The organism is Streptomyces sp. NPDC048484 (assembly GCF_040651415.1).
Taxonomy (GTDB): Bacteria; Actinomycetota; Actinomycetes; order Streptomycetales; family Streptomycetaceae; genus Streptomyces.
In genome coordinates this window covers 103,492-125,874 of the sequence record NZ_JBEZJY010000005.1, presented here as the reverse complement: position 1 = coordinate 125,874, position 22,383 = coordinate 103,492, and the positions used below count along the sequence as shown (strand labels likewise).

Here is a 22,383-nt window from a genome sequence, read left to right as displayed (position 1 = left end):
TGTGGCCCGCGACCGGTACGATCCCGGGAAAGCCGCCGTCCCCAGTCACAGCGCGGCATCATCCGCTACGAAGGTCATCCATGCCCCACAGCCAAACCTCTGCACCACGCGACAGCCTGGCCGGCGTACGTCTTGCGCGCGGAGCATCGCCGTGGCTCCTCCCGACCGTCGCCACCGCAGCCCTCAGCCTGGTACGCGCGCGCAAGTCCGGCGCCGCCAAGGCTGTGGCCGTTCCCGCCACCGCTCTGGCGGCGGGGATGCTGTGGTTCTTCCGCGACCCCGAGCGCGAGATCACCCAGGGCCGGGTCATCTCGCCGGCCGACGGTGTGGTGCAGAGCATCATGCCGTGGAAGGACGGGCGTACCCGCGTCGCGATCTTCATGAGCCCGCTGAACGTCCACGTCAACCGTGCGCCCCTCTCCGGCACGGTGGCGTCGGTCGAGCACATCCCCGGCGGATTCGTTCCGGCGTTCAACAAGGAGAGCGAGAACAACGAGCGCGTTGTCTGGCACTTCGACACCGAGCTCGGTGACATCGAGATGATCCAGATCGCCGGTGCGGTCGCACGGCGCATCGTGCCGTACATCCCGCAGGGCACGAAGGTCGAGCAGGGTGAACGGATCGGGCTGATCCGCTTCGGTTCGCGCGTCGACATCTACCTCCCCGAGGGCGTGGAGGTCGACGTGGAGGTCGGTCAGAAGACCGTGGCGGGGGTGACTCGCATTGACCGTGATTGATCCCGAGACGCAGACCGGCTGGGTGCCGGAGGCCGATGAGCTGGACGACGAGGAGGAGATGCCCCTCTCTCTCCGCCTCTCAATAGCGGACACGCTCACTCTCGGTAACGCCACGTGCGGCTTCATGGCGGTGTACTTCACCACCACCGGCATCCTGATCCCACACCTCACAGGCAGCCAGGAGACCGGCATGGCGCGGCACAGCGCCGCCACCGCCGTGATCCTGATGCTGTGCGCCGCGGTCTTCGACCTGTTCGACGGCCTGGTGGCCCGCAAGCTGCGCTCCTCCCCGATGGGCGCGGAGCTCGACAACCTCTCGGACCTGATCAGCTTCGGTCTGGCGCCGGCGTACTTCGTGCTCGTCTACGGCATGGTCGCCGACGACGCGCACCAGCGGGTGGCGGCGGTGGGGGCCATCGTGGTCCTGCTGGCCGTCGTGCTGCGGCTGGCCAGATTCTCGTGCGTCACCGTCAAGGACGGCACCTTCCAGGGCATGCCGTCGCCGTTCGGCGCGCTGACGGTCGTCTCCATCGTGCTCCTGGAGCTGCCGTTCGCCGCCACGCTCATGGCGATCATCGGTATCGCGTGGCTGATGGTGAGCCGGGTCGAGTACCCGAAGCCGCGGGGGCGTCTCGCGGTCGCGATGCTCTCCTGGATCGTGCTGAGCATGGCATTGCTCGCCGCCTGGGCGTTCGACGCGCCCGGCGGGCAGCTGCTGCTCCAGACCGGCTGTGCGCTCCAGCTGGTGATGGGGGCGGTGATTCCCCTCTTCGCCACGGCTCGGAGGGTGAACAACTTCAGGGGCAACCGGCGGGAGGCGCGGGCTGCGCAGCTGCCGTAGCCCCAGCCGTTGGCGGGTGTGTGCAGGGGAAGGGCCCCGGACCTTATAAGGTCCGGGGCCCTTCCCCTGTGTGTCACGGTGCGGGTGCGTGGGGTGTGTGTCACGGTGCGGGTGCGTGGGGGCTTGTCGCGCAGTTCCCCGCGCCCCTGAAGGGGCGCCCCATGCGTCGCCGCTTTTACGTAGTCGGGTTTTACGGAGTCGGGGTGTACGACTCCGCCACCGTTGAGGCCTCTGCCTCACGGACCACCTTCATGCCGCCTGTGACCGACTTGTCGGGCTTCAGGATGACGCTCTGCTTGGAGGAGGGGGCCTTGGGGTCGGTGAAGTTCTGCGGGATGCCGAAGCCCGTGTCCAGGGCGTCGATGGTGAGCAGGGCCTTGTCCACGCTCTCGCGGGTCAGGTCCTTGGTCTCGCAGGCCTTCTTCAGGGCTTCGCCGAACGCGGAGACCGCCGTCCAGCCCGCGACCACGCCGTTGTCGAGGGAGTCCTTCGGGTACGCCTTCTTGTAGTCGGCCACCAGCTTCTTGGCCCCCGGGGTGTCCGCGCCGATGGGGAGTGAGGGCGAGGCCACGTAGTAGTTCTTCATCAGGGCCGGACCAGCCTGGGTGGCCAGGAGCTGCGGCGCGAAGGCCGAGTTGTTGCCGATGATCGGGACGTCGAAGCCGCCGGCCGCGGCGACACCGACCAGGGAGGCCGCCTGGCGCGGGCCCGCACTGATCACGACGGCCTTGACGCCGGCCTTCTTCAGGGCTGCGACCTGCGCGGTCATGTCGTTGTCGGTCGGCTTGATCTTCTGCTCGACGACGGTCAGACCGGCCTCCTTCGCGATGTGCTTGGAGCCGGTCAGCGCGCTCTCACCGTAGTCGCCCTCGAAGTAGACGTGCCCGAGCTTGTCGCCCTTCTTGAGGCCCTTCTCCTTCATCAGGAAGTCGACGGCGTTGATCGTCTCGATGTCGTACGTGGACCCGATGACCCGGATGTAGGGGCTGCCGAGCAGGGCGGACGACCACGCCTGCGGCAGGACCAGGCCCTTGTCCTGTCCGTCGATGCGCTGCTTGACTGCGGCGACGAACGGCGAGCCGATGAACTGGGCGAACCCGAGCACCTTGGGCGCCAGCTCCGTGTACCCGGAGACGGCCTTCTGCGGGTCGTAGCCGTGGTCGCGGACGCTGAGGGCGACCTTGTAGCCGCACACGCCCCCGTCGGCGTTCAGCTGCTTCACATAGAGCTGCTGGGCCTGGGTGACGCTCTTGCCGAGGGTCGCGTAGACCCCCGTCATGTCGGTGAGGGCGCCCAGCGTGATCGTCTTGCCGGAGATGCCCTCACCGGTCTTCACCTCTCCCGCGGCGGTGCCGCCCTTCTTGTCGTCATCGTCCTTGGCCTTCGCACTGCAGCCGGACAGCAGCAACAGCGCCGCGAGTGCACCGGCGGTCACCCTGGCCGTGTTCGTCGCCTTCATCGTGCTCATCGTTCCTCCCCTGGATCGGTCCTGAAGCGTCGCCCGGCGGCCACCCTGACCAGGCCGCCGGGCAGGAAGAGCACCACCGCGACAACGGCGGCGCCATAGAGGTACCGGGATGCCTCGCCCGGAGCGATCCCGCCCGTACCAGGGGCGGAGACCAGGGGCAGCGCATCGCTGTAGCGGGTCAGCAGCTGCGGCAGCACGGAGACGAACACCGCCCCGATCACCGCCCCCGAGACCGAGCCGAGCCCGCCGATGACGATCATGGCGAGGTACTCGAGCGACAGCGTGATGCCGAAGTAGTCCGGCACCGTCCGCTGGAAGACCAGGGCGAGCAGAACGCCCGCGAGGCCCGCGTACATCGAGGACAGGACGAAGACGGCGGCCCGGTAGCGGGCCACGGGGACGCCGATGACACCGGCCGCGATGCGGTGGTCGCGGATCGCGTTCATGGCGCGCCCCGGTCGCCCGCGGAGCACCCCGCGGGCGAAGAGCGCGCAGCCGAGAAGCAGGACGAGTCCCGCGTACCAGAGCTTCTCCGCGGAGCCGAACGGGACGTTGGCGACGAGGAGCTCACGGTCGTCGAAGGTGAGCCCGAACAGGCTCAGGGGAGGTACGTCGCGGCCGTTGAAGCCGCCGGTGAGGTCGCGGGCGTTGAACAGCACGTGCTGGCCGATGAAGATCAGCGCGAGGGTGGCGATGCCCAGGTAGGCGCCGCGCAGGCGTCCCGCGATGGGGCTGAAGAGACCGCCCGCGAGGCCGGCGACCAGGACGGCGAGGACGGCCGCGAGCCAGGTCGGCAGGCCGAGGCCGGTCAGCCCGTCCCCGCCCTCCGCGGCGAACACGCAGTAGCCGTACGCGCCGACCGCGAGGAAGAAGGCGTGCCCCATGGAGAGCTGGCCCGTGGAGCCGGTGAGCAGGTTGAGCCCGATCGCGCCGATCGCCGCGGCCATCGCGAACAGGCCCGCCTGGAGCCAGAACCGGTCCAGGTAGAAGGGCAGAGCGAACAGGAGGAGACCGCCGCCGGCCCAGACGTACGTACGCGTACGGGGGGCGAACCGCAGGGGGCGGCGGGTGGGGACTTCGGAGACGGTTGTTCTGGACACGGAGGCTTCGGGCACAGAAGCTTTGGACACGGAGGCTTTGGACACCGGCGTTTCAGACACGGGCGAGCTCCTTCGTGCCGAACAGCCCGGCGGGCCGGATGAGCAGGATCACGGTCATCACGAGGTAGGGGGCGAGGTCGCCCAGCCCCCGGCCCATGAAACTCAGTTCGCTCTGGTAGCCCGTCGCGAGGGATTCCGTGACGCCGACGAGCAGACCGCCGACGAGCGCTCCGGTCGTGGAGTCGAGGCCGCCGAGGATCGCGGCGGGAAAGGCCTTGAGCGCGGCGAGCGAGGTGGCTCTCTCCAGTCCCGGGGTGGGGAAGACCGTCAGGAACAGGGCGGCCACGGCGGCGAGTCCGCCCGCCACGGCCCAGGCACCGAGCGACACCCGCCCGAGCCGTACGCCCATCAGCGCGGCCGTCTCCGGGCTCTCGGCGGCGGCCCGCATCGCCACACCCCAGGAGGTGTACCGGAACGCGAGCAGGAAGACCGTGATGAGCAGGGCCGCGGCGACGAAGGCGGCGATGCGGGTGTGGGCCAGCGAGATGGGGCCGAGGGTGAGCACCGAGTCGCCCCACGGATCGCCGAGGGTCAGGACGTCGGTGCCGATCCGGCGGGTCAGTTCCGTGGTGAGCAGGATGTCCACGCCGATCGTGACGATGGCGAGGACGCTGTGGTCGGAGCCCCGGTAGCGGCGCATCACCAGGAACTCGACGGCCGCCCCGACCACCGCGGCCCCGGCGACCCCGACCAGCAGAGCGGGCCAGAAACCGATGTCGTCGTGGAGGGTCGCGGTGACGTACCCGCCCGCGAGGAGCAGGGACGCATGGGCGAAGTTGACGACCTCGGTGGCCCGGAAGATGACCACGAAGCCGAGTGCGATGAGGGCGTAGACCGACCCCATCGAGACTCCGTTGAGGAGAAGTTCGGTGAAGGTGCTCACGACGCGGTCCCCTCCTCGTCGGGGCGCTCCCCGAGGTAGGCGCGTACGACCGCCGGGTCGTTCTGTACGTCGGCGGGGGCGCCGTCCGCGATCCGGCGCCCGAAGTCGAGTACGGTCACCGCGTCCGCGAGCCGCATCACCACCCCCATGTCGTGTTCCACCAGGACGATCGAGATGCCGAGGCTGTCGCGGACTCCCGCGATCACGGCGGACGTTCGGATCCGCTCGTCGGCGGTCATGCCCGCGACCGGCTCGTCGAGGAGCAGCAGGCGGGGCTCCATGCACAGCGCGCGGGCGAGTTCGGCGAGCTTCTGCTGTCCGTACGGCAGAGAGCCCGCCGGACGGTCGAGACAGGACGAGATGCCGACGAACTCGGCGATCTCACGGACGCGTTCACGATGACGGCGCTCCTCACGGGCCGCTGCGGGGAGCTTCAGTCCCGCGGAGAGGAAGCCGGTGCGGGTCAGCCGGTGGCGGCCCAGCAGGAGGCTGTCCTCGACCGTGGCGAGCGGTGGCAGGGCGAGGTTCTGGAAGATGCGGGCGACGCCCAGGCCGGCGATGCGGTGCGGAGGCATGCCGGTCAGTTCGTGCTCGCCGAAGCGGACGCTGCCGGCGGTGGCGCGGTAGACGCCGGACAGGACGTTGAAGCAGGTGGACTTTCCGGCGCCGTTGGGCCCGATGAGGGCGTGCACGGTGCCTGGCCGCACGGTGAAGCTCACGGCGTCCAGGGCGGTCAGACCGGCGAACCGCACGGTCAGCTCCCGTACGTGCAGCGGTGGTACGTCGGCGTGAGCGCCGGAGTCGGCTTCGGAGCCGGAGCCGGGTGAAGTGGGCTGTGACGGCGCGTCGTTCGTCATGGTGATGTGCTCACTCCTTCCATCGGGTCAGCGCAGGGTGCGAGGCACGGGCCCGCTCGGCGTCGGCCGCCGCGTCCTCGTCGACCACACCCAGGTAGCGGCGGCGCACCTCGTCGGAGGCGGCCAGCTCGTCGGCCGACCCCGACAGGGTGACTTCGCCGACCTCCAGGACATAGGCGCGGGAGGCGAGCCGCAGGGCCAGGGCGGCGTTCTGTTCGACGAGCAGGATCGAGGTGCCCTGGGTGTTGATCTCCCGGACCGTCTCGGCGATCCGCTCGGCCATCAACGGGGCCAGTCCGAGTGACGGTTCGTCGAGGAGCAGCATCCTCGGGGCGGCCATCAGGCCGCGGCCGACAGCGAGCATCTGCTGTTCGCCGCCGGACAGGAGTCCGGCCCGCTGCTGGGCGCGGTCGGCGAGCACGGGGAACAGTTCGTGGACGCGGCGCAGGGCGGCTGCCCGGTCGGCACGACCGCCGGTGGACCCGAGCGCCCCGGCACGCAGGTTGTCGGCGACGGTCATCCGGGCGAACACCCGGCGCCCTTCCGGGATCTGCGAGATCCCGGCGGCCACCACCCGGTCCGGCGAGAAGCCGTCGATACGGCGGCCGTCGTAGCTCACCGTGCCGCCGGTGACCGCGCCGCCGTGGAAGGACAGGGTCCGGCAGATGGCCCGGAGCAGGGTCGACTTGCCCGCGCCGTTTCCGCCGAGGACCGTGACCACGGCTCCCTCCGGTACCTCCAGGGTCACCTGGCGCAGTGCGCGTACGGGACCGTATCCGACCGACAGGTCCCGTACGGCCAGCCCTGAACCACCCATGGCATTCCCCCTGTCATCGCGCTGTCGTCGCTGCCATCGCTGCCATCGCGCTGTCGTCACGCTCTTGGTCGCCGTGCACCCGGCGATGAACGCACGGCCGGTGTGGCGCTCACGACAGCACCGGTGGGAGCTCCCGTCCACGGGGTGCGGGCGAATCGCTGCGGGTGACCAGCGGGTGCGGGCGCGCGTTGTGCGCGCGCACAACACCGCGTGTCAGGGGGCTGCGCGAGGCGGCGAACCGGTGGCATCCTCCGGCCATGGGAGCCCGCAGAAGGCGTACCGGTCATGACTGGAAGCTGCTCACCGAATCCTGCGCGGCGCTGCTGGAGCGGCTGCCGGAGCTGGTCGACGAGCACATGCGACAGCTTGCCGAACACTCCCCCGTTTACGGGGAGTTCCTGCCGTACGACCAGCAGTGGCGGGAGGCGGAGGAGGCGATGCGGATCGGGATCGAGACGATCTCCGCGCCGCGGGACTCACCCCGCCGTGACCTGGAGTACGCGGAGGACGCGGGACGGCGGCGGGCCCAGCAGGGCCTGCCGCTGGAGCTGTTGGTGCACGCCTACCGCGCCGCCGGCTATCTGGTGTGGGACGCCCTGATGGAGGGGGCGGCCGGGCTGGAACCGGAGCGTCTCGCGGTGCTGATGCGGTCGGCGACCATGGTGTGGTCCGCCGTGGACGCGCAGGCCGCGGTGGCCACCGAGGCGTACCGGGCGACCGAGACGGAGCTTCGACGGCGTACCGACGAGCGGCTCCAGGCGCTGCTCGACGCACTCCTGGAGGGACAGGAGGCGCCCGGCCTGGCGGCGCGCGCCGCCGCGGGGCTCGACCTTCCCGAGCATGGTCCGTACGCCGTGGTCGTGCTGCGCTCCGAACGGCGGGAGCCCTTGCGGCGGCCGGTGGAGGGCGAGGGGCTGCGGTTCGTCTGGCGGATGCGGGCGGACTGTGAGGTCGGGGTGGTGGCTCTCGCGGCCGGGCAGGGCCTCGACGGGGTCGCGCGGGCGCTCGACGGGCGCTGTTCCGGTCCCGGCGGGATCAGCCCCGTCGTCCCCGGGCTCGCCGAGCTGGGACGGGCCCGGCGGCTCGCCGAACTGGCGCTGCGTACGTGTCCGCCCGACGCGAGTGCCGTCGTACGACTCGACCAGCGGATGCCGACGGCGCTCGTCGTGAGCCAGCCCGAACTGGCCGGGCGGCTCGTGTCGGACGTCTTCGGTTCCCTCCTGGAACTCGAACCGGCGGATCGGGCGGTGCTGCTGGAGACGCTCGACGCGTGGCTTTGCTGCGAGGGCTCCGCGGGGCGGGCCGCGGGCCGCCTCTACTGTCACCGGAACACGGTCTTCAACCGGCTGCGCCGCTTGGAACAACTGACCTCACGGTCGCTGGCGCGGCCGCGGGACCTGATCGAGATGACGCTGGCGTTGGACGCGTATCGGTTGGCGGGTTCGGTGGGGTGAGGCCCTTTCAGCCCGTCCGGCGTTTGAGGACGAGGCCGTTCAGGCCGATGAGGGGGTCTGGGGGCGCAGCCCCCAGGGACGGGACGGGAAGGGGCGGCGGGGGCGAAAAGGCCCCTTCAATGAAGGAAGTCGGCGGCGATCCGCTCCGCGACCCGCTCCAGGATCGGCCCCGCCTCGGCGATGCACCGCCCCACGTCCGGCTCGACCTCCGTGAGCGGATAGACCCGCCGGATCCCGGCCCTCCCGAGCGCCTCCGGCGCGAGGGCCAGCCGCCCGCAAACGGCGATGACCTCCTTGCCCTGGGCACGCGCGGCGGCCGCGACCCCGGCGGGAGCCTTCCCATGGAGGGTCTGCTCGTCCAGAGAGCCCTCACCGGTGATGACCAGCGTCGCCCGCTCCAGCGCGGACGCGAAGCCCAGCACGTCGAGCATGACCTCGATGCCGGGACGGAAACTCGCGCCCAGGCCCACGAGAGCCCCGTACCCGATGCCACCGGCGGCCCCCGCACCGGGCGCGACGGCGTACTCCGCGGCCTTGCCCCCGATCGCCTTCTCCAGGACCGCGGCGTAGTGGGCGAGCCCCGCGTCGAGCACCGCCACGTCGTCCGGAGAGGCACCCTTCTGGGGCCCGTACACCGCCGGCGCGCCCTTCGGCCCGGTCAGCGGATTGTCCACGTCACTGGCGAGGACGACGTCCACATCGGTGAGCCGGGGGTCGAGACCGGTCAGGTCCGCGGTGGCGAGCTCCCCGAGGGAACCGCCCCCGGGCGGCACGGGTTCGCCGTCCTCGTCGAGGAACCGGGCCCCGAGCGCGGCCAGCATCCCGGCCCCGCCGTCGGTGGTCGCGCTGCCGCCGACGCCGAACACGATCGTGCGTGCCCCGGCGTCGAGCGCGGCCCGCAGCAGTTCGCCGGATCCGTACGTGGACGACGTGAGCGGTGCGAAGACCCCGGCGGGCAGCCGCTGCAACCCGCTGGCCTCGGCCATCTCGACGACCGCGGTCCCGTCGCGCAGCGCGAACGCGGCGGTGACCTCGTTCCCGAGCGGCCCGGCGACCCGTACCTCATGCCGCTCGAAGCCCGCGGCGACCGCCGCGTCGACGGTGCCGTCGCCGCCGTCGGCCACCGGCAGCGCCTCGACCTCGACTCCCGGAGCGACCCGGCGTAGTCCTGCCGTCACCCGCTCGGCCACCTGTACGGCCGTGAGCGTGCCCTTGAACTTGTCCGCGGCGACGAGTACCCGCTGGGTGCGGCCACCGGTCCGGTTCACTGCAGCGTCCGCCACCTTGCATTCCCCTTGCTCTTCGGGCCTTGCACACGTCAAGGCAGTCGCGCCGCTGCGACCCTAACCGTAGGAGGGGGGCGCTGCCCAGAGCGGTTCTCAGGACCCGGACAGCAGCCGGACAGCGGTCGGACCGCGGTCGGACCGCGACGGGACAGGCCCCGGGTACCCATCGGGTGGCCCCGGCCGGTCAGCCGGCGTCGGTCCCGCGCGAGTCGTAGAGCTGGTGCGTCAGCTTGCCCTTGTGCCCGAACGGCACGCTGATGTGCTCCAGCACGTCCTCCAGGACATCGAGGTCCCCGGTCCGCACACCGACGTCCCCGGTCTCGACCAGAGGTTCGGCGGGGGCGGCCTGGGCGGAGGCGGAACCGGTGGTGGACAGGACGGCGACGACCGCGACGGCACCGGCCGCGAGGACGGTCGTACGACTGAACGACTTCATGGAACTCCAAACGCGCAATACGAATAAAACCCGACGACCTTCTCATGTGGTGCGGCGCCGGATGCGCGTAGAACGGGCAGGACCGGCGGAAATTCGGTACACCGGGTGTATGTCTCACCGGCGTTGACGATCTCGCGGACCGGGCGGTTGATCTCGTTACGCTGGCCCGATGACGACTCCTGACTACGCCACCTACATCGCGGGGCTCCCCCGTGTGCTCGTCGGCGCCGCCGCGCTCTTCCGTGACACCGAGGGCCGTGTGCTGCTCGTCGAGCCCAACTACCGCGAGGGCTGGGCCCTGCCGGGCGGAACCGTCGAGTCGGACGCCGGTGAGACTCCGAGGCAGGGGGCTCACCGGGAGACCCTTGAGGAGATCGGCCTGGACCTTGAGATCGGTCGGCTGCTCGCGGTGGACTGGGTGCCCGGCGCAGGCCGGCCTCCGATCGTGGCGTACCTGTACGACGGCGGAGTCCTGACCGAGGAGCAGTTCGGGTCGATCCGCCTTCAGGAGTCCGAGCTGCTGTCCTGGCGGCTGGTCCCGCGCGAGGAACTCGCCCAGTACCTGCGGGGATCCCTGGGCCACCGCGTGACCGCCGCCCTGGACGTGCTCACGCAGGGCACGGGAACGGCGGAACTGGAGAACGGCCGCCGGGCCGACTTCCGTTCACCACGTGCGCAAGGGTCCTCCACGCTCGACGCTTGAGCAGGCCTCTCGTCGCCGTCCTCAGGCTCTCGGGGGCGCAGGGGTCTCCTCCCCCGAGCCTGCGGGGCCTTGCGGCGGCGGTGGGGCGAGGGCCGGTCAGGTGTCGTCGCGGGTGAGTGTGCCGGCGATGCGTTCGGCAACAGTGCGGCGGAGTTCGGGGTCCAGTCGTTCGGCGGTGAGGGATTCGTACAACCACAGGCCGTCGGCGGCGAGGCGGGCGATGAACCGGTCGAGCACGGCGGGGTCGTCGGTGGCTGGGGGCAGGGGCGGGGCCCACCGTTCCATGACCGCGTCCCAGGGCGCCGCGTGCTCCGCAGTGGTCGATCCTTCGAGCATGAAGAGGAGTTCGGCCCGTGTGGCGCTCTGGGTGGCGACGCGGGTGTAGGCGGCGAGTCGTTCGGTGGGAGTGGCCTCGGAGGCGGGCTTGGCTGCCGCTGCGGCCATGTCGGCTTCCCATTGGTCGGCGAGGTACTGGTGGATGGCCCGGACGAGGTCGTCGCGGGAGGCGAAGTGGTAGAGGAGTCCGCCTTTGGTCAGGCCGGCCTCGGTGGCGACGGAGTCGAAGGTGACGCTCTTGACGCCTTCGCGCTCCACGACGCGGGTGGCCGCTTCGAGGATCTGGGTGCGTTTGCTGGTCCGCATGGGGTGCTCCCGGGCCGGTGTGTCAGTGGGGTGCGGGGGTGGACAGGGCTGATCCGGGGCCGTGGTGGCGCAGGAGGAGGCCGGTCACGATCGCGGCGACGGCCATGACGGCGGTGACCACGATCATCACGGTGAAGTAGGCGCCGTCGAACGCGTTGGATGCGGCGGTGATCAGCGGGAGGTTGTCATCCCCGGCGAGTGCGAGCGCGCTGTCGAGGCTGTCGCGTGCGGAGTCCGGGGCCCCGGAGGGCAGGTCGATGGTCGCGGTGTAGACGGCGGTCATGAGGCTGCCGAGCAGTGCGACCGCGATGAGGCTGCCGAACTCGTAGGACACCTCCTCCACGGAGGAGGCCATGCCCGCGCGGCGGGCCGGGACGTTGCCGATGATCGCGCTGGAGGCGACGGACATGGCCGCTCCGAGACCGGCGCCCGTGATGAGCAGCCCGGTGACGAGCAGTCCCATGCTGGTGTCGAAGTTCAGCAGGACCAGCACGGAGCCGACCGTGCTGACGGCCAGACCACCCGCGACGAGGGGCAGCAGCCCGACCCTGTGCAGGCTGGCACCGCCGACCATGGCTGTCGGCAGCGCCCCCACAGCGACGGCGGCGACCAGGAGCCCGGCGCGCAGCGGGGTGAAGCCTTCCACGAGCTGGAACCGCTGGGTGGTGATCAGCTGGAGGCCGGCGATGGCGAACATGGAGAATCCGGCGGCCAGGACTCCGGCGAGGAAGGCCCGGTTACGGAAGATCGCAAAGTCCAGCAGGGGGTAGGGCAGGCGGCGCTGCCGCCGGGCGAACGCCCATCCGCCGACCACGGCCGCGAGGACGGCGGCGGCGATGAGCAGGGGCGCGGATTCGGTCTTCGCGGTTTCCTTGATCGCGATCACGAGGCCGACCAGGGCGACGAGCGCGAGGAGCGAGGAGGCCAGGTCCCACCGCTTGGTGGGGTCCGCGTCGTTGGGCGGCGCGAGGACCAGGGTGGCGACGAGTGCCACGATGACGACGGGGACGTTGACGAGGAAGACCGACCCCCACCAGAAGCTGTGGAGCAGGAGCCCGCTGATGATCGGGCCCAGGGCGCTGCCCACGATCGCCAGGCTTCCCCAGATCGCGATGGCGACATTGCGCTCGCGCTCGTCGTCGAACGTGACGCGGATCAGGGCGAGCGTCGCGGGCATCATCGCCGCCGCACCGACGGCCAGGAACGCCCTCGCCGCGATCAAGGTCTCCGGAGTCGGGGAGAACGCGGCGGCGAGCGAGGCAGCGCCGAAGAGCACCAGGCCGATCAGGAACATCCTTCGGTGCCCCACCCGGTCCCCAAGAGTGCCGCTGCCCAGCAGCAGGCCGGCCATCACCACCGGATACGCGTTGATGATCCACAAGCCCTCGGAACTGCTCGCTCCGAGCTCCTCCACCAGCGTCGGCAGCGCCGCGTACAGGATCGAGTTGTCCAGCGTGATCAGCAGGAGCCCGGTACTCACCACCGCCAGCAGCAGCCAACGCCGCCGCGCACCCAGAACCATCCCGCACCTCTCCACCAGCCTTGCCATGCCCCATAACTGTACCTTACGAAAGGTACAGTTACGGGGCGGCCAGCTGTCAGAACAGCGCCGCGCCCCCCTCTCCCCGCTCGAAGTCCAGCAGCCGCTGCTTGCGTTCCAGGCCGCCGCCGTAGCCCGTCAGGCTGCCGTTCGCGCCCACCACCCGGTGGCAGGGCACGATGATGCCCAGCGGGTTCCTGCCGTTGGCGAGGCCCACCGCTCGGGACGCCTTCGGGTTGCCCAGGGTGTCCGCGAGGTCACCGTACGAACGGGTCTCGCCGTACGGGATCTGCCGGAGCTGTTCCCAGACCGCGCACTGGAACGGGGTGCCGTGCAGGTGGAGTTGGAGCGAGAAGTCCTTCAACTCGCCTGCGAAGTACGCCCTCAGCGCTTCGGTCGCCTCCGCGAAGGGCGTGTCGTCCGGTCGGCCGAAGGTCTCCTCCGGGGGGCGGTGACGTTGATCGGTCATGTAGAGACCGGAGAGGACGCCGTCGGTGGCGACGAGCGTGAGGGGGCCGTACGGGCTGTCGATGACTGTGTGTTGTTTCACTGGAGGTACTCCCTAGGGTAGTTGCGGGGTCTGCTCGGGGAGGAAGTTGATCGGGTGGCTGCTCGTCGCCCACAGGTACTGGACGGCGTACGCGCGCCAGGGCCGCCAGTCCGCGGCCCGCGCCGTCAGCGCGGCGGGAGTGGACGGCAGGTCCAACTCCCGGGCTGCGTACCGGACTCCGAGGTCGGTGGCCGGGAAGGCGTCGGGGTCGCCGAGGGCACGCATGGCGATGACCTCCACGGTCCAGGGGCCGAACCCGGGCAGGGCGAGCAGCCGGGCCCTGGTCCCGGTCCAGTCGCCCTCGACGCCCAGGTTGAGGGTGCCGTCGGCCAGTTGGCTCACGAGTGTGGTCAGGGTGGTCCGGCGGGAATCCGGCATGGCGAGGGACCCGGGGTCCAGCGCCGCCAGGGACTCGGCCGAAGGAAAGAGATGGGTCAGGCCGCCTTCGGGGTCGTCGACCGCTTCGCCGTGGGCCTTGACCAGGCGTGCCGCGTGCGTACGGGCGGCGGCCGTGGAAACCTGCTGACCCAGTACCGCCCGTACGGCGAACTCGGCCTCGTCGACCGTGCGGGGCACTCGGCGGCCCGGTGCCTTGTCGACGAGCGGCGCCAGCGCCGGGTCCGTACGCAGCTGGTCGTCGACCGCGACCGGGTCGGCGTCCAGGTCGAGCAGGCGACGGCAGCGGCTGATGGCGACGGTCAGGTCACGCAGGTCGCTGAGGGTGAGCCGGCAGCCGATGTGATCGGGCCCCGGGGTGAGCGCGACGACCCCGCGGCCGTACGGCAGACGCAGGGTCCGCCGGTACGCACCGTCGCGCCACTCCTCCACACCGGGTACGGCGGTGGCGACGAGGTGGCCGAAGAGGTTGTCGGGGTTGAGCGGCGCCCGGAAGGGGAGCCGGAGGGCCAACACCCCCGGTGTGCCGGTGGAGTTGGTGGTGTGGTGGTCGGTGGAGCCGACGCCTCGCCCAAGCGCCCTGGTCCGCAGTTCGCCCGGCGCGAGGGCGAAGACCTCGCGGACCGTGTCGTTGAAGGTGCGGATCGAGGAGAAGCCCGCCGCGAAGGCGATCTCGGCCATCGGGAGCGGTGTCGTCTCGATGAGCAGGCGTGCCGTCTGGGCGCGCTGGGCGCGGGCCAGGGCCAGTGGTCCCGCGCCCAGTTCGGCGAGGAGCTGGCGCTCGATCTGCCGGGTGCTGTATCCGAGGCGGGCCGCGAGCCCCGGCACGCCCTCGCGGTCCACGATCCCGTCGCTGATCAGCCGCATCGCGCGCGCCACCAGGTCGGCCCGCTGGTTCCATTCGGGCGAGCCGGGGCTGGTGTCGGGCCGGCAACGCTTGCACGCCCGGAAACCGGCCTGCTGACAGGCGGCGGCGCTCGGGTAGAACGTCATGTTCTGCGGCTTCGGCGGCACGACGGGGCAGCTGGGCCGGCAGTAGATCCGCGTGGTCACGACCGCGGTGAAGAACCATCCGTCGAAGCGGGCGTCCTTCGACTGGACGGCGCGCACGCAGCGCTCGGTCTCGGTGTGCATCCCGTTCTGCATGTTTCCCAGCATCGCCCTTGGTCATGGCGATGGCTGGCGGGAATCCGACATCTAGTGCCGCGGCAGGCAACGTTTGCCCGTTGAGGAGCGCCCGCCGCGGAGTGGCTGTGTCACCGCGGTGCGTGCTCTCGGTGTGCCGGCCGGAAGCCCTCGTACTGGACGTACTTGGGATTTCGGCCGGTGCGGCGAGTGGGGGCACCTCCCACGCCCTTAAGGCAGTGGGGGAGCGTGCCGGGCGTCGCGACGGGGCGAACGTTGCCTGTCGCGGCACTAGCCAAGCCCGCGAGCCCGGGTCACTCCTCTGCCGTGGGCCGCCGGGATGCCGCCGTCGCCCGGTCGACGTCGGTCAGGGGGCGCAACCGGTAGGCGTAGGAGTAGTCCCGGTCGGCGAAGAGTTTGTACTCGTCGTGCGTGTGCGCGCCCCAGCTGTTGTCGCCGCCCACGCCCATCTGCCGGTGGTTCACCCGCAGGACGACCTCGGCCCGGGGGGTCAGCTGGTAGTCGTGGCGCGTACCGACCGACAGGTCCTCGGGGGTGAAGTGCGAGGCGTTGACCTCGATGAGCGGTTCGCCGGAGACGAGCAGACCGGCGCCGCCCCGGTCGGTCAGGGCAACCCAGCGGACGTCCGTCTTGTTGCCGTTCTCCTGCGGGCGGATGTAGCCCGACCACTGCCCGGAGACGGTTCCGGAGTACAGCCCCACGTCGGTGCCGGTGTTGCGGTCCCAGTGGTTCTCCTCGGGGCCGCGCCCGTAGTAGTGCAGGTGTTCCAGACGGCTGGGCAGGAACAGCAGGGTGCCGACCTCCGGGAGGTAGGGCAGGTTCGCCGCCCCCGGGTGCAGGGTGTTGTCGACCTTGATCTCACCGTTGCCGAAGATCGTGTACGTGGTGGTGTACGTCGATTCGGTGGTGGTGGGCAGGGTCCCGCCGACCTTGATCCGGACGGCCCGGTCGCGCAGGGCGCGCACGCTCACGTCCGTCACCTTCCGCCGGGTTCCGGCGTCGCGCCAGGTCTGGTTGCGGAGGTGCTGGCCGTTGCCCCGGTCGTTGTCGGTCGGTGCCCGCCAGAAGTTCGGCACGGGCCCGGAGGTGATCAGCCGGGCGCCGCCGGCCTCGTACGACGTGATGACGCCGGTGCTCTTGTCGACGGTGACGCGGAAGTCGTCGCCCTTCACCGTGACGGACCGGCTGCCGTCCTGGTGGCGCAGCGCGGGCACGCGTCTGAGTGGCACGGGCCGTACGGCCGGGCTGCCGGCGTCGACCGGGAGTTGCTGCCTGGCCACCTCGAAGCCGGCCTTCGCCCACTTCGTTCGTTCCCTGGTGGTGAAGGACAGGTGCAGGAAGTACTCGGCGCCGGGCGCCGGGTCGGCCGGCAGCCTGAACGGCACGGTGACGTCCTTGCCGCTGAGCGGCGGAACGTCCAGCTGTGCGCGGCTCAGCTTTCCGCGCCGCACGATCTCCCCGTCGGCGACGAGCGCCCAACTACCGTCGAACTCGCGGAGGTTGGTGAACAGGTACTCGTTGGTGAGGGTGACCGCGGCCCCGGCGGCGAGGGAGTCGCCGGACGCCGGTGCGGCGTTGATCGTCTGGTAGACCTGCTTGACCTCCGCGGCCTTGCCGGTGTGTCCGCGGTCGGCGGTGACGATGCCGTCCGCGACGAAAGCCCCGTCGTTCGGGTGGTCGCCCCAGTCGCCGCCGTACGCGAAGAAGGTGCGCTCCTTCGGCCGCTTCTCGGTGACCTTGACGGTGGCCGCGTCGAACCAGAACCGCACCCCTTCGTCGCCCGGGCCGCGTCCGTTCGCGTCGAGTTCGGCCGCGGACAGGGCCCGGGCGTAGACGCGGGCCCGCCGGATCGTGCCGCTGAACTCACGGGTGGGGTTGTCGACGTCCGTGGCGAGTGAGAGCGGTGTGGTGTTGACGGCGGGGCGCCGGGTGGTGGTCCGGGTGGCCCTGACCGCGCCGTCGACGTGGAGGGTCAGTGTGCCCGCCTCCGCGTCGAAGACGCCCGCGACGTGGTGCTCCTCACCGGTCCAGTCGTCCGGGAGCGGCCAGCTCGCGGCAACCCACTGGCCGTCCCCGTGGATGAAGAACTCCAGCGTTCTGTTCGTCTGCTTCAGGGCGTACTGGGTGTCGCCCTTGGCGATGAGCGGCTGGTGGTAGCCGGTCACGTGCGGGGTGAACCAGGCCTCCAGCGTCAGGGAGCCGGTGAGGTCGAGGCCGGGGTCGCGGGCGAAGACGGTGCTTCCGGACACGCCCTTCTCACGGTCGAAGGTCGCGCTGCCGGCCTGGATCTCACCGCGCAGCGCGCCGGGCCCGGCCTCGGTGAACAGTGCGCGCGTCGGGGTGGGGGTGGTCAGGGACTGGTCGACGAAGTCCCAGATCCAGCCGCCCTGCAGCACGTCGTGGCGGCGGATGACGTCCCAGTACTTCTTGAAGTTGCCGGTCGAGTTCCCCATCGAGTGGGAGTACTCGATCATGACGTACGGACGGGTGTCCGAGGTGTCCTCGGCACGGGCCTCGACGCGCGCGGGGCTGTCGTACATCTCCGAGCGGATGTCGCTGATCCCCGGCCGGTCGTCGCCCTCGTACTGGATGACGCGGGTGGTGTCGTAGGAGCGGATCCAGTCGTGCATGGCGACGAAGGTGCTGCCGCCGCCGGCCTCGTTGCCCAGTGACCAGATGACGACGGAGGCGTGGTTCTTGTCGCGGTGGACCATGTTCCGGGCGCGGGCCACGCACGCCCTGCTCCAGTCGGCGTGGTTGCCCGGGTACTCGTCGCGGATGCCGTGGGTTTCGAGGTTGGTCTCGTCGACGAGGTACAGGCCGTACTCGTCGGCGAGTTCGTACCAGAGGGTGTTGTTGGGGTAGTGCGAGGTGCGGACGGTGTTGATGTTCATCCGCTTGATGATCTCGATGTCCCGGATCATGTCCGCGCGGGTGAGCGCGGTGCCGCGGTCGGGGTGCATCTCGTGCCGGTTGGTGCCCCGCAGGGAGATGGGCCGGCCGTTGATGCGCATCAGCCCGTCCTTCAGCGCGAACTCGCGCAGGCCGACCCGGTGCGAGAGCGTCTCGACGACCTTGCCCGCCGGGTCGCGCAGCCGCAGCACGGCCGTGTAGAGGTACGGGTTTTCGGCCGACCACAGCTTCGGCGCGGGCACGGCCCTGGCTGCCTGTACGGTCACGTCCTCGCCGGCCGGGGCCGAGCCGAGGTCGACTGCCTGGTGCAGTGGGCGGGGCCAGACGGCGTGTCCGCGCGCGTCGTAGAGCTGGGTCTCGACGGAGTGGTTTCCGGCGGAGTACGTATCGCCGCCTGCACCGGCCCCGCCGTCCCTGCGGCCGCCGTAGTCGCGCACGCTCGCGGTGACCGACAGTTCGGCGGCCTCGTAGTCGTCGCCCAGCGGGGTGTCCAGCTTGAAGTCGCGCAGGTGCACGGCCGGGGTGGAGTAGAGGTGGACCGAGCGGAAGATACCGCTCAGCCGGATCATGTCCTGGTCCTCCAGCCAGTCACCGTCGGAGTAGCGGTACACCTCCACCGCGATCTGGTTGGTACCGGGCTTGAGGTGCGGGGTGATGTCGTACTCGGCGGGCGTGCAGGAGTCCTCGCGGTAGCCCACCAGCTCTCCGTTGATCCACACGTAGTGGGCGGACTTGACGCCTTCGAAGTGCAGGAACGTCCGCCGGCCCGACCATCCTTCGGGCACGGTGAAGGTGCGTCTGTACTGGCCCACGGGGTTGTAGCGGGTCGGGGCGGCCGGCGGCTGCGGCTCCTCCCCCAGGCCGTTGGGGCCCCAGTAGGGATAGGTGATGTTGATGTAGATCGGGAAGTCGTAGCCGTGCAGCTGCCAGACGGAGGGGACGGGGATGGTGTCCCAGGCCTTGTCGTCGAGGTCGGTGCGGTAGAAGTCGGTGTCCCGGTCGTCGGGGCGGTCGACGTAGGCGAACTTCCATTTGCCGTCGAGACTCATCCGGTACGGCGAGCGGGTGCGGTCGCCGTCCAGCGCCTGTGCGACATCCGCGTACGGCGTGAGCGTGGTGTGCGGCGGTTCGCTGCCCACCTGGAAGACGTCGATGGCGCCGTTCCACTCCGGGCCGTCCGCCGCGGTGGCCCGGTCGGCCGCGTAGGCCATGGGGGACGACGCGGGCAGGGCGAGCGCGCCGAGAACGGCGGCCCCTCCCTCAAGGAGTCGACGGCGACTGACAGGAGACAGGTGCGGGTGCGGGTGCGGCATGGCTGTGGCCTTCCTCGGTACGACAGCGGGGTGTACGAACTGAGGGCGCGTCAGGTCTGATCGAAGCTGATCGATGCAGTAGGCAAAGGAACGTTGATGTCGGGTCAGAATGCGACTGCTGAGGACAAAGGCGCCTAGTGAGCCATGGAAAACCCTAAGACCCGAACACAATAGGAGCAATGATCCTGTCGGACTTTGTGTGATCCTGAGGGCGGCCAGGCGCGGGCACCTATCTCGCCTGACGTGCCTGCCTTACGTGCCCTGCGTGCCTCGCCCGACTTGCCTGCCTTACGTGCCTCGCCTGACTCGGTCCGGTCAGCGGACCTGCGCGGCGAACGCCTCGTACGCCTGCTCGTCGAAGAGGACGAAGGTGACCTCGGCCACCGCCGTCTCCGTGTCCCGCACCGTCCCGACCGCGATGCGGGCGGCGTCCTCCATCGGCCATCCGTAGATTCCGGCGGACACGGCAGGGAACGCGACGGTCCGTGCGCCCAGCTCATCGGCGACCCGCAGTGATTCCCCGTAGCAGGAGATCAGCAGTTCGGACCGGTCCTCGCTCCGGCTGTGAACGGGGCCGACGGTATGGATCACCCAGCGCGCGTCCAGCCGGCCGGCGGTGGTGGCGACGGCCTGGCCGGTCCGCAGGCCTCTGCCGATGGGGGTCCCCCCGCTCGAGCGAAGCCGAGAGTGGGGGAGGGAGGCGCGCAGCTTGCGGCAATCGGCGAGGATCTCGGGGCCGCCGCGCCGGTGGATCGCGCCGTCCACGCCTCCGCCGCCCAGCAGGGAGGAGTTCGCGGCGTTGACGATCGCGTCCACGCTCTGCCGCGTGATGTCGCCCCTGACGAGTTCGATGGTGGTCATGACCGGCGCAGCTTCTTCCAAACGGCCTTGGCGGCGTTGTGCCCCGACATGCCGTGTACACCGGGGCCGGGCGGCGTGGCAGAGGAGCAGATGAACACCGCCGGGTGCGGGGTGTTGTACGGGAACAGCGACAGCCTGGGGCGCAACAACAGCTGCAGACCGGAGGCCGCGCCGCAGCCGATGTCGCCGCCCACGTAGTTGGCGTTGCGGGCGGCGAGTTCGGGCGGGCCCGCCGTGGCACGGGCGAGGACACGGTCGCGGAAACCGGGCGCGAACCGCTCCAGCTGGCGCTCGATGGTGTCCGTGAGGTCCCCGGTCCAGCCGTTCGGTACGTGGCCGTACGCCCAGAACACGTGTTTTCCGGCCGGTGCCCGGGAGGGGTCGACGACGCTGGGCTGCACGGTGATCAGGAACGGCGCGTCCGGGGCCCGTCCCTCCCGGGAGACCGCGCGCAGGGCGGCCCCGATCTCCTTGCTGTCCGCGCCGACCTGCACCGTGCCGGCCGTGCGGGCCTCCTCCGCGGTCCACGGCACCGGTCCGTCGAGGGCGTAGTCGACCTTGAAGACTCCCGACCCGTACCGGTAGTGCTCGTAGTACCGCCCGAAGCCCGCGATCCGGCTCAGCGCGGTGGGCGAGGTGTCGAAGACGTACGCGCGCGCGGGCGGCAGGTCATCGAGGCGCTTGACCTCGTAGTCGGTGTGGACGGCGCCGCCCAGGTCCTTGAGATACGCGGTGAGCGCGTCCGAGATCGCCTGGGAGCCACCGCGGGCGACGGGCCAGCCACGGGCGTGCGCGGCCAGCGCGAAGACCAGGCCGACGGCACCGGTGGCGAAACCGCCCAGCGGGGACATGACGTGCGCGACGAGCCCCGCGAACAGCGTCCTGGCCCGCTCGTCGCGGAACCTGCGCATCAGCCAGGTCGCGGGCGGCAGACCGGCCAGGCCGAACCGGGCGAGGGTGACCGGGTCGCGGGGCAGCGCGCTGAGCGGCAGGGACATGAAGTCCCGTACGAGGGCGTCCCATTGATGAGTGAAGGGCTCCACGAGCCTGCGGTACGTCCCCGCGTCGCGCGGTCCGAACGAGGCCGCCGTCTCCGCCACGGACCGCGACAGCACGGCCGCCGTGCCGTCCAGGAAGGGGTGCGCCATGGGCAGTTCGGGCTGGAGCCACGCCAGGCCGTACCGCCCGAGGGGCATCGCCCGGAAGGCGGGCGAGTTGACGCCCAGGGGATGCGCGGCCGAACACGGGTCGTGGCGGAAGCCGGGCAGGGTCAGCTCCTCGGTGCGGGCACCTCCCCCGACGGTGTCGCGCGCTTCGAAGACGGCCACGGAGAAGCCTCGGCGGGCCAGTTCCACGGCAGCCGTCAGCCCGTTGGGCCCCGCACCCACCACGACGGCATCGAGCATCGACGGCACCTTCGGACTCCTTTGTCAGCCGATGGCCACTGGGGGTCAGGATATGCCGGGTCTCCGGCAGTCCTGCCTCAGCCCCGCCCGCCAGGGGTCGAGCGCCGCCCCGCGAGGGCTCAGGCGCCGCCCGACAGCAGTTCCACGACCCGGCGGGCCGTGGCCGCGTCCCGCGCCGCCGTGAACGGAAGCGTGTTGCCGCCGGTTATCCGGAACGGCTCTCCCGCGAGCGTCAGGTGAGCGCCGCCCGCCTCCTCGACGAGCAGGAGCCCTGCCGCGTGATCCCAGGCGGCCTCCCAGGAGAACGCCGTCGCGTCCAACTCGCCGCGGGCGATGGCGAGGTACTCCAGACCGGCCGACCCGCAGGAGCGCGGGGCGACACCCTCCGCGCGCAGGCCGAGGAGCGCGCGCTTCTGGTCGTCCGTCGTGTAGTCCGGGTGGGACGTGGCGACTTCGAGGGCCCGGCCTGGAGCGGGCGCGCCGGCCCGGAGGGGTTCGCCGTTCAGCAGGGCGCCTCGGCCGCGTACGGCGACGGCGAGTTGGTCACGAACCGGGGCGTACGTCCAGGACGCCAGCACGACTCCGCGCTGGGCGAGCGCGACCAGTGTGCAGAAGCCGGGGTCGCCGTGGACGAACTGGCGCGTGCCGTCGACCGGGTCGACGATCCAGACGGGCGCCTCGCCCTGGATCGCCTCGTATGTCACCGGGTTGGCGTGGACCGCCTCCTCGCCGACCACGACCGAGCCGGGCAGCAGCTTGCCGAGCACCTCGGTGAGGTATTTTTCGGCCTTGCGGTCGGCGTCCGTGACCAGGTCGTGCGGGCCGCTCTTCTCGTCCACCTCGTGTGCCGCGAGCTGCCGGAAGCGCGGCATGATCTCGTCGGCGGCCGCCTTGCGGACGGCTGCCTCGACGTCGGTGGTGCGGCGTGCGAGAAACTCGTCGATGGTTTCCATGTGCTCGATCATGCCTCCATG

Annotated in this window: 19 protein-coding genes; 4 read left to right on the top strand and 15 right to left on the bottom strand. The window is 70.8% G+C overall.

Translation table 11 applies throughout. The annotated features are described in order from the left end of the window. Positions 1–80: 80 nt before the first annotated feature. Positions 81–737, top strand: coding sequence for a phosphatidylserine decarboxylase (locus tag AB0D14_RS06810; protein WP_362775565.1), 657 nt, complete (start codon positions 81–83; stop codon positions 735–737). Between the two features lie 22 nt (positions 738–759). Continuing rightward, positions 760–1,578: a CDP-diacylglycerol--serine O-phosphatidyltransferase gene (gene pssA / locus AB0D14_RS06805; protein WP_362775812.1), complete on the top strand. Its 819-nt coding sequence runs from the start codon at positions 760–762 to the stop codon at positions 1,576–1,578. A 190-nt stretch (positions 1,579–1,768) separates the two neighbouring features. Here pssA and AB0D14_RS06800 read toward each other — a convergent pair whose 3' ends face one another. The 5 genes from AB0D14_RS06800 to AB0D14_RS06780 all read right to left on the bottom strand — a co-directional run bounded on the left by AB0D14_RS06800 (position 1,769) and on the right by AB0D14_RS06780 (position 6,763). After that, entirely contained in the window at positions 1,769–3,037 is a 1,269-nt protein-coding gene (locus AB0D14_RS06800; RefSeq protein WP_362775810.1) for an ABC transporter substrate-binding protein, read from the bottom strand. Positions 3,038–3,042: 5 nt separating this feature from the next. Continuing rightward, the gene (locus tag AB0D14_RS06795; RefSeq protein ID WP_362775808.1) at positions 3,043–4,104 is read right to left on the bottom strand and encodes a branched-chain amino acid ABC transporter permease; all 1,062 of its coding nucleotides are present in this window, start codon (positions 4,102–4,104) and stop codon (positions 3,043–3,045) included. A 94-nt stretch (positions 4,105–4,198) separates the two neighbouring features. After that, complete coding sequence (locus tag AB0D14_RS06790) at positions 4,199–5,089, bottom strand: branched-chain amino acid ABC transporter permease (protein ID WP_362775563.1); 891 nt, start codon at positions 5,087–5,089, stop codon at positions 4,199–4,201. Continuing rightward, positions 5,086–5,946: an ABC transporter ATP-binding protein gene (locus AB0D14_RS06785; protein ID WP_362775561.1), complete on the bottom strand. Its 861-nt coding sequence runs from the start codon at positions 5,944–5,946 to the stop codon at positions 5,086–5,088. Before AB0D14_RS06785 ends, AB0D14_RS06790 begins: the two co-directional genes overlap by 4 nt. A gap of 10 nt (positions 5,947–5,956) precedes the next feature. Beyond that, positions 5,957–6,763, bottom strand: a complete 807-nt coding sequence (locus AB0D14_RS06780) for an ABC transporter ATP-binding protein (protein ID WP_362775560.1) — start codon at positions 6,761–6,763, stop codon at positions 5,957–5,959. Between the two features lie 257 nt (positions 6,764–7,020). Here AB0D14_RS06780 and AB0D14_RS06775 point away from each other — a divergent pair, with 257 nt between their 5' ends. After that, positions 7,021–8,217: a helix-turn-helix domain-containing protein gene (locus tag AB0D14_RS06775; protein WP_362775558.1), complete on the top strand. Its 1,197-nt coding sequence runs from the start codon at positions 7,021–7,023 to the stop codon at positions 8,215–8,217. 116 nt (positions 8,218–8,333) lie between these two features. Here AB0D14_RS06775 and AB0D14_RS06770 read toward each other — a convergent pair whose 3' ends face one another. Next, complete coding sequence (locus AB0D14_RS06770) at positions 8,334–9,500, bottom strand: glycerate kinase (protein ID WP_362775556.1); 1,167 nt, start codon at positions 9,498–9,500, stop codon at positions 8,334–8,336. A 187-nt stretch (positions 9,501–9,687) separates the two neighbouring features. Beyond that, positions 9,688–9,939, bottom strand: coding sequence for a hypothetical protein (locus AB0D14_RS06765; protein ID WP_362775554.1), 252 nt, complete (start codon positions 9,937–9,939; stop codon positions 9,688–9,690). Positions 9,940–10,108: 169 nt separating this feature from the next. Between AB0D14_RS06765 and AB0D14_RS06760 the strand changes: the two genes are divergently transcribed. Beyond that, complete coding sequence (locus AB0D14_RS06760) at positions 10,109–10,642, top strand: NUDIX hydrolase (protein WP_362775552.1); 534 nt, start codon at positions 10,109–10,111, stop codon at positions 10,640–10,642. A gap of 96 nt (positions 10,643–10,738) precedes the next feature. Here the strand turns inward: AB0D14_RS06760 and AB0D14_RS06755 are convergent, their stop codons facing one another. The 8 genes from AB0D14_RS06755 to AB0D14_RS06720 form a co-directional block, all read right to left on the bottom strand. Next, complete coding sequence (locus AB0D14_RS06755; protein WP_362775551.1) at positions 10,739–11,284, bottom strand: TetR/AcrR family transcriptional regulator; 546 nt, start codon at positions 11,282–11,284, stop codon at positions 10,739–10,741. 22 nt (positions 11,285–11,306) lie between these two features. Further along, positions 11,307–12,806, bottom strand: a complete 1,500-nt coding sequence (locus tag AB0D14_RS06750) for an MFS transporter (protein WP_362775806.1) — start codon at positions 12,804–12,806, stop codon at positions 11,307–11,309. 76 nt (positions 12,807–12,882) lie between these two features. Beyond that, positions 12,883–13,374, bottom strand: a complete 492-nt coding sequence (locus AB0D14_RS06745) for a methylated-DNA--[protein]-cysteine S-methyltransferase (RefSeq protein ID WP_362775550.1) — start codon at positions 13,372–13,374, stop codon at positions 12,883–12,885. A 12-nt stretch (positions 13,375–13,386) separates the two neighbouring features. Continuing rightward, positions 13,387–14,916: an AlkA N-terminal domain-containing protein gene (locus tag AB0D14_RS06740; protein WP_362775548.1), complete on the bottom strand. Its 1,530-nt coding sequence runs from the start codon at positions 14,914–14,916 to the stop codon at positions 13,387–13,389. Positions 14,917–15,209: 293 nt separating this feature from the next. Continuing rightward, positions 15,210–19,142, bottom strand: coding sequence for a glycoside hydrolase family 2 TIM barrel-domain containing protein (locus AB0D14_RS06735; protein WP_362775547.1), 3,933 nt, complete (start codon positions 19,140–19,142; stop codon positions 15,210–15,212). Positions 19,143–19,457: 315 nt separating this feature from the next. After that, positions 19,458–20,003 carry an O-acetyl-ADP-ribose deacetylase gene (locus AB0D14_RS06730; protein WP_362775545.1) on the bottom strand — a complete coding sequence of 182 codons (546 nt, stop codon included), beginning with the start codon at positions 20,001–20,003 and terminating at the stop codon, positions 19,458–19,460. Continuing rightward, positions 20,000–21,409 (bottom strand): NAD(P)/FAD-dependent oxidoreductase, encoded by a 1,410-nt coding sequence (locus tag AB0D14_RS06725; protein WP_362775544.1) that lies wholly within the window; start codon positions 21,407–21,409, stop codon positions 20,000–20,002. The genes AB0D14_RS06730 and AB0D14_RS06725 overlap by 4 nt, the downstream gene beginning before the upstream one ends. Positions 21,410–21,528: 119 nt before the next feature. Continuing rightward, positions 21,529–22,374, bottom strand: coding sequence for an inositol monophosphatase family protein (locus tag AB0D14_RS06720; RefSeq protein WP_362775542.1), 846 nt, complete (start codon positions 22,372–22,374; stop codon positions 21,529–21,531). Between the last annotated feature and the right edge of the window lie 9 nt (positions 22,375–22,383).